Consider the following 11,625-nt stretch of genomic DNA (forward strand, 5'->3'; position numbering starts at 1 on the left):
ATGATCAATTCGCCCCGAGTGTGTATTCAGGTACAAAGCGTCTATATTGAGGCGCAATCCTCACCTGATGATGAACGTTACGTTTTTGCCTATACCGTAACCATCCGCAATTTGGGGCGAGCGCCGGTGCAACTGTTGGGACGTTACTGGTTGATTACCAATGGTCATGGCCGTGAAACCGAAGTTCAGGGTGAAGGTGTGGTTGGCGTTCAGCCCCACATTGATCCCGGTGAAGAGTACCAATATACCAGCGGCGCGGTGATTGAAACCCCGCTGGGCACCATGCAGGGTCATTACGAAATGATCGATGAGAAAGGCGTTGCCTTTACCATCGACATTCCCGTATTCAGGCTCGCCGTTCCAACGCTCATCCACTAAAACAATAGCTATGGCAACATACCTCATTGGCGACGTTCACGGTTGTTACGACGAACTGATCGCATTGCTGCATCAAGTCAATTTTGCCCCTGGGAAAGATACCTTATGGCTCACAGGCGACCTGGTCGCGCGTGGCCCCGGCTCGCTTGACGTACTGCGTTATGTCAAATCGCTCGGCGACAGCGTAAGGTTAGTCTTAGGTAATCACGATTTGCACCTGCTGGCCGTATTTGCAGGCATCAGCCGGAATAAACCCAAAGACCGGCTCACGCCGCTACTCGATGCCCCGGATGCGGATTCGCTGCTGAACTGGCTACGTCGCCAACCTCTGTTACAGGTTGATGAAGAGAAGAAGCTGGTGATGGCGCATGCCGGGATTACACCACAGTGGGATCTCCAAACCGCGAAAGACTGCGCCCGCGATGTCGAAGCCGTGCTGTCGAGCGACTCGTACCCGTTCTTTCTTGATGCCATGTATGGCGACATGCCAAATAACTGGACGCCGGAACTGACCGGATTGGCACGCCTACGTTTTATTACTAACGCCTTTACCCGCATGCGTTACTGTTTCCCGAATGGCCAGCTGGATATGTACAGCAAAGAGTCGCCGGAAGACGCGCCCGCTCCACTGAAACCGTGGTTTGCCATCCCAGGACCGGTCAGTGACGCCTATAGCATTGCCTTTGGGCACTGGGCCTCGCTGGAGGGTAAAGGGACGCCGGAAGGGGTTTACGCGCTGGATACAGGCTGCTGTTGGGGCGGGGATCTCACCTGTCTGCGCTGGGAAGACAAACAGTACTTTACTCAGCCGTCAAATCGCCATCTGAAGCTGGATCCCGGCGAGGCGGTAAACGCCTGAAATGTTTATGCCTGATGGCGCTACGCTTATCAGGCCTACTCCAGTGCCGGATGTAGGCCTGATAAGCGTAGCGCCATCCGGCAATTACATGCTTAACGACGTTCCAGAACTTCGAAGCAATAGCTGTGTGAGTTTTGCGCGTCGGCATCGTGGAATTCGCTAAAGACGGATTCCCAGTCATCCGGCTCGTAGTCCGGAAAATGCGTATCCCCTTCGACTTCTGCATCGATATGCGTCAGATACAGCTTCTGTGCTTTAGGCAGGAACTGCTCATACACGCGCCCACCGCCAATCACCATAATCTCGGGTTCATCGCCACAGGCAGCAATCGCCTCATCAATAGACTTCACCCACTGCACGCGATCGTCGGTGCCCGGCTTGCTGCTGATGACGATATTTTTACGCCCTGGCAACGGTCGGCCGATGGATTCCCAAGTATGGCGCCCCATAATAACCGGCTTATTTAAGGTGTTACGTTTAAACCAGGCGAGATCGGCAGGGAGGTTCCACGGCATGGCGTTTTCCATACCGATGACGCGATCTACCGCTAACGCCGCAATCAGACTGATCATTGAATAATTCCCGGATACAAAAAAATTGTCGCCACTATACGGAAAGCGCATTCTTTCGTCGACTAGCCAAAGGAAGATGTGCAGGAAAATTTTCTGTTCTGCTGGCGAGTCCATGACTTCTTAGTGGGCTGCCAGCATTACAGTAGTTCAAAAACAGTCAATTAGCAGTAAAGTTTGCAGAACATCACATTTTTTACCCTATGTTGACGGTTTCACTTCCGGCTCATCTGCGACGTCTCCCGTATGTTTACCTTCATCCGTGCCTTGCCAGCCATGGCGTTGAATCAGAGACAAATGCTGACGATCCTCGGTAATAATTTCACTCAACATGGCGCTGGTGCGCTTATATACCGCCGCGCGTGAAATCGCGTCGTTTTCACCTTTCACCATTTCCTCAACCATCAGCGTATTGAAACGACGGAATAAATCGGCCCGCTCACGTGCTTCATAGCGCCCAAGCCCCAGACCTTCCAGCGCCAGGCGCCCGGTTTTCAACGCGCCTTCAAAGGTTTCACGCTCAGGCATCTCAACCCCCGCCTGACGCAAGCGAATGTAATGATCAACATCGCGCGCCCGGGCAATAATTTGCAAGTGCGGGAAATGTGCTTTCACCATTTCGGTCAGTTGCAGACTGGTTTGCGGATCGTCAATGGCATTAATGATCACCTCCGCTTTCGCGGCCCCCGCAGACTCCAGTAGATCCATCCGTGTGGCATCGCCATAAAAAACCTTCATCCCAAATTTGCGCAGCGTTTCGATATGGTCCGGGTCATGATCAAGTACCACCATCTTCACCCCGCTCGACAGCAGCAAGCGACCGGTTATCTGGCCGAATCGACCAAACCCGGCGATAATCACCCGGGGTTGCTCCTCATCGATTTCATCCGCCTCACGCGCTTCACCGGTGGACGATTTTTCCAGCCGCGTCAGGACAACCAGCAAAATGGGCGTGGCCGCCATCGACAGTGCCACCGCCAGCGTCAGCGCTTTTGCCCATTCAGGATCAAGCACATTGGCCATTTGCGCCGCACCAAACACCACGAAAGCAAACTCACTCCCTTGTCCTAATAATACGGCAAACCAGCGACGTTGCTTGTTCGGCACCTGCAACGGCTTAGCAATCACCCACAGCATGATGATTTTGATTGCCAGGAACCCCGCCAGCAGAATAATAATACGTAGCGGATTATCAATTAGCGTGCCGAAGTCGATAGACATCCCGACGCCGATGAAAAACAGCCCCAGCAACAACCCTTTAAACGGTTCGATATCACTTTCCAGCGCATGACGATACTCCGAGCTTGCCAGCAAAACGCCCGCCAGGAATGCGCCCATCGCCATCGACAGGCCCACCTCTTCCAGCAATAAACCGAATCCAAAAACCAGGAACAGGGCGACGGCGCTGAACACCTCCCGCAGTCCGGAGCGCGCGACAAAACGCAGGGCCGGTCGTGTGACATAACGGCCCAGAACCACCACCAACGCCAGTGCACCGGCCACTTTCAGCGCCGACAGCGCAAACGCTCCGAGCGTGGTTGACGCCCCGCTCGCCGCCAGCAGCGGGATCATGGCAACCAGCGGAATGGCGGCAATATCCTGGAACAACAGTACGGCAAACGCACTGCGGCCCATTTGCGACACCATCAGGTTGCGTTCATTCATCGCCTGCATGGCGATAGCCGTCGAGGAGAGAGCCAGCGTCATGCCAATAAGTACAGCCACCTGCCAGCGCAGGCCGAGGAACATACAGAACAAACCAATTAATCCGCCGCAGACCACCATTTGCAGCGCGCCACCACCAAACACCGAGGCCCGCAGCTTCCACAAACGTTGTGGATCGAGTTCCAGACCGATGACAAACAGCATCAGCACCACACCGATTTCCGCAAAGTGCAGGATTGATTCGGCGTCCGTCACCAGCCTTAAGCCCCACGGGCCGATGATGCACCCTGCAATGAGATACCCCAGTACCGACCCTAACCCCAGCCGGACCGCAATCGGCACAATCAACGCCGCTGAACCAAGATATATCAGCGCCTGTATCAGCGTGTGGCTATCCATGATGTGCCTCCTGCCACTCCATTAAGCGCTGCTTGTAATGCCGCGCCTGAGCCTGTAGCGTTTCGTCGTCACAGATGAACGTACAGTGCATCGCAAACGGCGGTAACCACTTCAGGCCGCAATATAACGCCGTGGCCTGCAACGGTTGAGAAAGCACGTCAAAACCTGGGTGTGAGCCGATATCAAAATGATTTTCACCGCCACCGGTGGTGACCGCCCACAACAAATGTTTACCGCGCAGCGCAGTGCCACCATGACCATACGCCCAGCCGTGGGCGAGGACTTTGTCCATCCACAGTTTGAGGAGAGGCGGTGTGCTGTACCACTGCATGGGATGCTGCCAGACGATGAGGCTCGCGCGTGAAAGCGCGTCCTGCTCCGCGGCGATGTCGATATTGAAGTCGGGATAAAGCTGGTAGAGCGAACGAACCTCTACGCCCTCCAGCGTCCTTGCCTGCTCAAGCATCCGCTTATTCGCATGCGAGTGCTGCGGATAGGGATGTGCATAAATGATGAGAATCATGATTAGCCTGCTATCACTGCATTATTGTAATACCAGTGAGTTTAGTCAGTTAATCAGCAGGCTAAAAGTCAATATTATTGAGTAGCTGAATGGAGAAAACTGAATTAGTTGTCGAGTTCGCTCATATCTTTCACTTGATCGCGGTTAATTTGTTCCGTTTTACCGGTTTCCGCATTTTCATACGACACCAGGCCTGTATCATCATCCACCTGCGGCTTGCCGTTGGTGACAATGGTTTTACCGTCGGTTGTTTTAACCGCCTGGTTGGAGGAACAACCGACGACGGTGAACAGCGCTGCTGCGGTAAAAATGGAGGTGATCAGAATATGTTTTTGCATGGTGTTCTCCCTGCTTTTCAGTCATTTTCAGTGATATACCGTTTAAGTTTAGGCTAACTGACTGAGTAAAATGGAAAATACAGAACACTCCTAATGGCTGGCTCTCGACGCTGGCTTACTGCGGATCGTCATTTGGCTGGTCTGAGCCAACGTCAGCCCCCGCGTTTCTGGCGCAAAAGCAATGGAAACCAGCAGGCCAATCAGCGAAATCCCGGCCCCCATCAGCATCACATGGCTGATCCCGTATTTGGTGATGAATACTGGCAGCGCCCAAGTAGACACAATGGTTCCTACCCGGCTTAGCGACATGATCACCCCGACGGCGGATGCGCGAATATCGGTGGGGAACAGCTCGTTGGGGTACAACCACTGAAGGTTCCCCGGTCCTCCCGAGAAAAACGCATATACGGCAAACGCCAGCACCACCAGCCAGACACCCATATCAGGAATCAGCCCTAACACGGCCAGCGCCAGCGTCATCATAATAAAGCTGCCGATTAACAGCGGCCTACGACCAGCACTGTTGAGCCAGAACATCGGTGGAATACAGCCCAGCATAAAGCACAGGCTAATCACCACGTTGCCCAGTGCGGCGCTTTTCCCAACGCCGAGGCCGAGCAATCCGACAATCTGTGGACCAAAGGTATAAATAGCGAACATCGGGATCACCTGGCAGGTCCAGATGGCGGCGACAAATAAGACAAACGGGAAATGGCGGCGATTAAACAACTGAAGAAAGCGTGTTTCCTGCGGTGCTTCTTCGTCGAACACCACCGGCTCGCCGAACAGCTTGATCATCATCGCGTCACACTCTTTTACCCGCCCTTTACGCAGTAGCCATCGCGGTGACTCGGGAAGATCGAAACGACCAATGAGGATCAATATACAGGGGATCACCGCACTCCCCAACATCCAGCGCCATCCACCCTCGACATCATACAGCCAGTAGCCGACCAGATCGGCGCAGGTCGCACCGACATACCACATGGCAGCGATAAAACCGATGGAAAAGGCGCGCTGTCGGGTATTGGAGAACTCGGTGATCATGGAAGTGGCTATCGGATAATCTGCGCCGATGACCACCCCGATCAACACCCGCATCACCAGCAGCTCTACGGGAGAAGAAACAAACATCGTCGCCGCCGATATCACGCCAATGGCGATGATATCGATGATGAACATTTTGCGCCGCCCGACTTTATCGGAGATGTAGCCAAACAGCGACGTGCCGACAAACAGCCCGGCCAGCGTCCCGGCACCTAACAGACCAATCCACTCCGCATCCAGCTTCAATGCCGGTGTGAGCTGCTCCAGTGCAACGCCAATCATCACCAGCACATAGCCATCCAGAAACGGTCCACCGCTTCCCCACAGCATTATTCGCCGGTGAATGGAGGTGAATTTGATGTCATCAAAGTTCTTGGGCTGCTGCATGGTGATGTCCTGTTTTATTTAACTTAATGCCTGATGGCGCTGCGCTTATCAGGCCTACGTACTGTGCCTGTAGGCCGGATAAGGCGAAGCCGCCATCCGGCACCAGGTTTAGCCGTAGCGGAACTCCACACCAAAGGTGCCGCGTGGGTATTCCCATTTCTCCAGCGCCGTATCGAGTCCGAGAATTCGACAAGTGCCGCATTCCAGGCAACCGGCGTAATCAAAGCGCACGCTGCCGTCATCCTGTTTTTTGTACAAGCCGGCCGGGCAGGTTTTGATCAGCACCTCCAGCACCTGTTTATCGGGCTGAGTTTTCAGAATGATGTGCGGGCTTTCTTCATCGACATTGAATTTATTGACGCCCAGTTTGACGTCTACATTGACGGGAGAAGTCATAATACGGTCACTCCTTTAAGGCCATCCTTCATCAGGTTGATGAAGCCCACTTTCTTCGCATGACGCAGCAATGTTTTACGCATCGGGACCGGCGCTGAACCATCCACGGTAAACAGGTCGCGGGCGATATTCACTACCATTTCTGGATAGGCGGTAAGCATGCGGGGGTTATCGAGGAACGCAGGCAGCTTCTGATACATGCGCATATCGCGCATCGGGCCGTCGTCCAAATGCTGGTGATATTCGGCAAGCGCTTGCTTGCTAAAGTCGTCACGCTTCATGGCTGAAAGTACCGTTTTAGCGGCCGCTTCGCCTGCCGAGATAGCCAAATCCATACCGCGAATGGTGAAGCCAAGGTTCATACACATTCCGGCAGCATCACCAGCAATCAGTACACCGTCGCCCACCAGTTCCGGCTGCATATTCATCCCGGCTTCCGGCACTACGTGAGCGGCATATTCCACCAGCTTGCCACCAGCAATCAGTGGGGCAACGGCCGGGTGCTGTTTGAAATCTTCCAGCATTTGCGGAACCGATTTTTTCGCGTCCTTCAGGTGATGAAGGCCGCATACCAGCCCTAAAGAAACAGTGGTTTCATTAGTATAGAGGAAGCCACCGCCCATCAGACCGTCGGTTGGCGACCCAGCAAACAGACAGGCTGCGCCTTCGTTACCCTGCAGATGAAAGCGGTCTTCAATCACCGATTTCGGCAATTCAATAAGCTCCTTCACACCAACGGCCACATGTGCCGCATCAACGCGCTTGGCCATACCCAACTTTTCTGCCAGAAGAGAATTCACGCCGTCAGCGAGGATCACCACTTTTGCTTCAAGAATATCGCCATCGGCCTCCACACCCACGACCTTGCCATCACGCTGGACGACATTATCCACGCGGATACCGGTAATCAGCTGGGCGCCCGCCTCTTCAGCCTGCTCCATCAGCCAGGCGTCAAATTTACTGCGCAATACGGAATAAGAAACCTGCGACGCCGCCGCCTCTTCTCCGTTGCAATAATCCATCGTCATCGCCCCTTTTTCAGTCATAAAGGCGAGTTTTTCGTGGGTGATCATGCGTTCAATGGGAGCATGCTCAGCAAAGCCGGGGATGATACGCTCCAGGCTGTGCGCATACATGCGCCCACCGGTGACATTCTTCGCGCCAGCAGAATTGCCGCGCTCGATAACCAGCACCTGTGCACCTTCACGAGCGAGCACCAGCGCCGCAACCGAGCCGGCCAGCCCTGCACCCACGATGATGGCATCAAAGATATCTTCGGACATATACAACTCCTCTCAGCGGCAGAGTACTTTCGTACTCTGCCCGGAATGGTTTAGCGCGCTAATGCGGCCGTCAGCGCAGGCAGGATCTTCAGCGCATCGCCAACGATGCCAAAGTCGGCGTACTGGAAAATCGGGGCATTCTTATCTTTGTTGATGGCAAAAATCGTCTGTGCGCCGTTCGCGCCAACCATGTGCTGGATCTGCCCGGAGATCCCCACCGCCAGGTACAGGTCGGGCTTGAGCATCAAGTTGGAGATCCCAACGTAGCGTTCGTGCTCCATCCACTTCTCGTTTTCAGCCACCGGACGGGAGCAAGCCAGCTCAGCGCCCATGGCCTGGCACAGCGCTTCCGCCAGCGAGATATTCTCTTTGCTGCCAATACCGCGCCCCACGCTGACCACCAGTCGCGCTTTGTCGAGATCGACGCTGTTGCTCTTGCGCGCTTGCGTGGCGGTACGGGTGACCGCGACGGCCGGAGCCTGCCACTGCACCTCATGCTTCTCACCGATACGGGATGCCTCTGGCTGCATCGCGTCAAACGTTCCGCTGCTGAGCGTGATCACCGCAAATGGCGAGGCGATAGTTTCCGCCCCCATTGCCAGACCGCCATACACCATATGTTTGACCGCCACATTGCCGTCCTGCAACGTCACCGAGCTGGCATCGTTAGACACCGCAGCCGACAAACGAAAGCCCAGCTTTGCTGCCAGCAGTTTGCCGCGACGAGTATTCGGCAGCAGTACCGCGCCACCTTCACTGTGCTGACGAATGGTCTGGGCCATCACATCCGCATAATCTTCGATCATACGGTCATCTGGTTTACCGCTGAGCAGCCAGACATGGTTGGCGCCCAGCTGGATTGCTGCCGCACTGTCAGCCTCGCTCAGTACGAACGTGTTGATTGACTCACCTAAAGCCTGCGCACCATTCATCAGCTCCGGCAGACGAGAAGGGGTATCGCTGAATACCCAGACACTGGAAAACTTGTTCATAACATCCCCTGATAATTAAATGATTTTGCGCAGGTTCTCGACAAACGCGGCAATCTGTTCTTCACCGTCACCTTCAATCACAACGCGCTGACGCTCGCGTTGCTTCGGTGCAGCAACCTGTTGGGCGGAATACACATCCACGCTATTTAGCGCAATATCCGCTGGCGACCAGACCTGAACCGGTTTTTTCGCCGCGCCAAGAATGGCTTTCATGGAAGGGATTTGTGGGGTGTTGATGTCGGTAGAGACCGCAATCACCGCTGGCAGCGGGATGCTCAGAGTTTCAATTTCATCTTCCAGCTCGCGTTCTACCGTGAGGGTGTTATCCGCCAGTGAGAGGATCTTGCTCACACCGTTAATCGCCGGGATATTCAATGCTTCGCCCACCAGCAGACCGACCTGCTGGGCATAAAGATCGGAAGATCCATCACCGCAGATAATCAGATCAAAACCGGATTTTTGTGCCGCGGCAGCCAGTGCTGTCGCCGTCTGCTGAGGCAGCGCCTGTTCGAATTGATCGTCAATCACCACGATCAGCTCATCCGGACCGCGAGAAAGCACATCTTTGCGCCCTTTAGCATTGGTCAACGCTTTGCCACCCACGCTCAGTGCAACAACCAGAGCCTCTCCCAGCTGCTGTTTTAACTGGCAAGCAGCCTCAATCGCATTCAGGTCGTACTGACTGATTTTGGCATCAGCCTTGCTGAGATCCAGCGAACCATCAGCATTATTAATCGCAATATCCTGTTCGTCAGGCACGCATTTGTAGCAAGTAATTATCTTCATTGCATCTCCAGAAATCATGAAGGAAACGTTATTCATATCGGCTGTGTTAAATACAGATATCACGCTCTTTAATTCGGAAATAAAACATTAATCACCAATATTGAAAATGTCACACATTCATATTTGTAACTTTCAATAGTGTTATGCATCTCAACAATATTGAAAATCACCTGTCAAATATGAAAGTTTTCAATATTGTTTGCTGGTTCAACAATATTGAAAGACAACGACTTATAAAACTTAAAAAACCAACATCAAGATACTGATTTAAAACAATAAATAACAAAAAATCCAACAAAATAGCCAGCATAAAAAAGTGTGACACACATAACAGAACCACCGCTAACGAATACCCATTATGAGTTACTCACAGAGGCGCCCCAGAGGTTAAATAGTTATCAACAAATTATTAATAATAAATATACAAAACAGCACAATCGGGAACGCTAAATAAATTTCGTTTTCACACTGGAGTTCACTTATGAAAAATGAAAAGAAGAAATCGGGAATAGAACCAAAGGTTTTTTTCCCGCCATTAATAATTGTCGGAATACTTTGTTGGCTAACAGTAAGAGATCTTGATGCCGCGAATGTGGTTATTAATGCGGTATTCAGTTACGTCACCAATGTCTGGGGCTGGGCATTTGAATGGTACATGGTGATCATGCTGTTCGGCTGGTTCTGGTTGGTCTTTGGCCCGTATGCCAAAAAGAAATTAGGTGATGAAAAACCGGAGTTTAGCACCACCAGCTGGATATTTATGATGTTCGCCTCCTGTACATCGGCTGCCGTGCTGTTCTGGGGGTCAATAGAGATTTACTACTATATCTCCACCCCGCCCTTTGCTCTCGCTCCTAATTCTACCGGCGCGAAAGAACTCGGTCTGGCGTACAGCCTGTTCCACTGGGGGCCGCTGCCGTGGGCAACCTATAGCTTCCTTTCTGTGGCCTTCGCCTACTTCTTCTTTGTGCGCAAGATGGACGTCATCCGTCCCAGCTCCACACTGGTACCGTTAGTTGGCGAGAAACACGCTAAAGGGTTATTCGGCACCATCGTCGATAACTTCTATCTGGTCGCGCTGATCTTCGCGATGGGGACCAGCCTCGGTCTGGCTACACCGCTGGTGACCGAGTGTATCCAGTATCTGTTCGGCATTCCGCATACCCTGCAATTAGACGCCATCATCATTACCTGCTGGATCATTCTGAACGCCATTTGCGTGGCCTGTGGTCTGCAAAAAGGGGTGAAGATCGCCAGCGACATTCGTAGCTACCTGAGTTTCCTGATGCTGGGCTGGGTGTTTATCGTCAGCGGTGCCAGCTTCATCATGAACTACTTCACCGACTCCGTCGGCATGCTGATGATGTATTTACCGCGCATGCTGTTCTATACCGACGCTATCGGTAAAGGCGGCTTCCCGCAGGGCTGGACTGTCTTCTACTGGGCATGGTGGGTGATTTACGCCATCCAGATGAGCATCTTCCTCGCCCGTATTTCTCGCGGCCGTACCGTACGTGAACTGTGCTTCGGCATGGTACTGGGTCTGACTGCTTCCACCTGGATCCTGTGGACGGTCCTTGGCAGCAACACGCTGCTGTTGATGGATAAAAATATTGTCAACATCCCACAACTGATTGAGCAACACGGCGTGGCGCGCGCCATCATCGAAACCTGGGCCGCATTGCCGTTCAGCACCGCCACCATGTGGGGATTCTTTATCCTCTGCTTTATTGCCACCGTCACGCTGATTAACGCCTGCTCTTACACCCTGGCGATGTCCACCTGCCGCGAAGTTCGCGACGGTGAAGAACCGCCGCTGTTAATCCGTATCGGCTGGTCGGTACTGGTCGGCGTCATCGGTATTGTTCTGCTGGCGCTGGGCGGACTGAAGCCCATCCAGACGGCGATTATTGCCGGAGGATGCCCGCTGTTCTTCGTCAACATTATGGTCACGCTGTCCTTTATTAAAGACGCCAAAGTGCACTGGAAAGACAAGTAAGTTT

12 protein-coding genes are annotated in these 11,625 nt (G+C 53.1%); 3 read left to right on the forward strand and 9 right to left on the reverse strand.

The window, feature by feature from the left end:
• Positions 1-378 carry a Co2+/Mg2+ efflux protein ApaG gene (apaG, locus tag AC3ITF_RS18780; RefSeq protein ID WP_096758338.1) on the forward strand — a complete coding sequence of 126 codons (378 nt, stop codon included), beginning with the start codon at positions 1-3 and terminating at the stop codon, positions 376-378.
• 10 nt (positions 379-388) lie between these two features.
• The gene (apaH, locus tag AC3ITF_RS18785; RefSeq protein ID WP_115259484.1) at positions 389-1,237 is read left to right on the forward strand and encodes a bis(5'-nucleosyl)-tetraphosphatase (symmetrical) ApaH; all 849 of its coding nucleotides are present in this window, start codon (positions 389-391) and stop codon (positions 1,235-1,237) included.
• Between the two features lie 92 nt (positions 1,238-1,329).
• Here apaH and folA read toward each other — a convergent pair whose 3' ends face one another.
• From folA to AC3ITF_RS18830, 9 genes are all read right to left on the reverse strand, one after another.
• A complete protein-coding gene (folA, locus tag AC3ITF_RS18790) occupies positions 1,330-1,809 on the reverse strand; it encodes a type 3 dihydrofolate reductase (RefSeq protein WP_096758340.1) in 480 nt (159 codons plus the stop codon).
• Between the two features lie 198 nt (positions 1,810-2,007).
• Positions 2,008-3,870, reverse strand: a complete 1,863-nt coding sequence (kefC, locus tag AC3ITF_RS18795) for a glutathione-regulated potassium-efflux system protein KefC (protein WP_181819952.1) — start codon at positions 3,868-3,870, stop codon at positions 2,008-2,010.
• On the reverse strand, positions 3,863-4,393 hold the full coding sequence (gene kefF, locus AC3ITF_RS18800) for a glutathione-regulated potassium-efflux system oxidoreductase KefF (RefSeq protein ID WP_115259486.1): 531 nt from the start codon (positions 4,391-4,393) through the stop codon (positions 3,863-3,865). Before kefF ends, kefC begins: the two co-directional genes overlap by 8 nt.
• Before the next feature lie 104 nt (positions 4,394-4,497).
• Complete coding sequence (locus AC3ITF_RS18805; protein WP_096758343.1) at positions 4,498-4,731, reverse strand: YgdI/YgdR family lipoprotein; 234 nt, start codon at positions 4,729-4,731, stop codon at positions 4,498-4,500.
• 90 nt (positions 4,732-4,821) lie between these two features.
• Complete coding sequence (locus AC3ITF_RS18810) at positions 4,822-6,165, reverse strand: MFS transporter (protein ID WP_489175923.1); 1,344 nt, start codon at positions 6,163-6,165, stop codon at positions 4,822-4,824.
• A 108-nt stretch (positions 6,166-6,273) separates the two neighbouring features.
• Positions 6,274-6,561 (reverse strand): ferredoxin-like protein FixX, encoded by a 288-nt coding sequence (gene fixX, locus AC3ITF_RS18815; protein ID WP_489175924.1) that lies wholly within the window; start codon positions 6,559-6,561, stop codon positions 6,274-6,276.
• Complete coding sequence (locus tag AC3ITF_RS18820; protein ID WP_489175925.1) at positions 6,558-7,844, reverse strand: FAD-dependent oxidoreductase; 1,287 nt, start codon at positions 7,842-7,844, stop codon at positions 6,558-6,560. The genes fixX and AC3ITF_RS18820 overlap by 4 nt, the downstream gene beginning before the upstream one ends.
• Positions 7,845-7,894: 50 nt before the next feature.
• Positions 7,895-8,836 (reverse strand): electron transfer flavoprotein subunit alpha/FixB family protein, encoded by a 942-nt coding sequence (locus tag AC3ITF_RS18825; protein WP_137399177.1) that lies wholly within the window; start codon positions 8,834-8,836, stop codon positions 7,895-7,897.
• Positions 8,837-8,851: 15 nt separating this feature from the next.
• Positions 8,852-9,622 carry an electron transfer flavoprotein FixA gene (locus AC3ITF_RS18830; protein WP_489175926.1) on the reverse strand — a complete coding sequence of 257 codons (771 nt, stop codon included), beginning with the start codon at positions 9,620-9,622 and terminating at the stop codon, positions 8,852-8,854.
• Between the two features lie 481 nt (positions 9,623-10,103).
• Between AC3ITF_RS18830 and caiT the strand changes: the two genes are divergently transcribed.
• The gene (gene caiT, locus AC3ITF_RS18835) at positions 10,104-11,621 is read left to right on the forward strand and encodes an L-carnitine/gamma-butyrobetaine antiporter (RefSeq protein WP_096758349.1); all 1,518 of its coding nucleotides are present in this window, start codon (positions 10,104-10,106) and stop codon (positions 11,619-11,621) included.
• Positions 11,622-11,625 lie beyond the last annotated feature (4 nt).

It is taken from the genome of Citrobacter sp. KH_055_1 (assembly GCF_057838705.1).

Excerpts from the sequence above, each read along its gene's own strand:
- apaG (WP_096758338.1), top strand. The coding sequence starts at position 1 with ATGATCAATTCGCCCCGAGTGTGTATTCAGGTACAAAGCGTCTATATT.
- apaH (WP_115259484.1), top strand. The coding sequence starts at position 389 with ATGGCAACATACCTCATTGGCGACGTTCACGGTTGTTACGACGAACTG.
- folA (WP_096758340.1), bottom strand. The coding sequence starts at position 1,809 with ATGATCAGTCTGATTGCGGCGTTAGCGGTAGATCGCGTCATCGGTATG.
- kefC (WP_181819952.1), bottom strand. The coding sequence starts at position 3,870 with ATGGATAGCCACACGCTGATACAGGCGCTGATATATCTTGGTTCAGCG.
- kefF (WP_115259486.1), bottom strand. The coding sequence starts at position 4,393 with ATGATTCTCATCATTTATGCACATCCCTATCCGCAGCACTCGCATGCG.
- AC3ITF_RS18805 (WP_096758343.1), bottom strand. The coding sequence starts at position 4,731 with ATGCAAAAACATATTCTGATCACCTCCATTTTTACCGCAGCAGCGCTG.
- AC3ITF_RS18810 (WP_489175923.1), bottom strand. The coding sequence starts at position 6,165 with ATGCAGCAGCCCAAGAACTTTGATGACATCAAATTCACCTCCATTCAC.
- fixX (WP_489175924.1), bottom strand. The coding sequence starts at position 6,561 with ATGACTTCTCCCGTCAATGTAGACGTCAAACTGGGCGTCAATAAATTC.
- AC3ITF_RS18820 (WP_489175925.1), bottom strand. The coding sequence starts at position 7,844 with ATGTCCGAAGATATCTTTGATGCCATCATCGTGGGTGCAGGGCTGGCC.
- AC3ITF_RS18825 (WP_137399177.1), bottom strand. The coding sequence starts at position 8,836 with ATGAACAAGTTTTCCAGTGTCTGGGTATTCAGCGATACCCCTTCTCGT.
- AC3ITF_RS18830 (WP_489175926.1), bottom strand. The coding sequence starts at position 9,622 with ATGAAGATAATTACTTGCTACAAATGCGTGCCTGACGAACAGGATATT.
- caiT (WP_096758349.1), top strand. The coding sequence starts at position 10,104 with ATGAAAAATGAAAAGAAGAAATCGGGAATAGAACCAAAGGTTTTTTTC.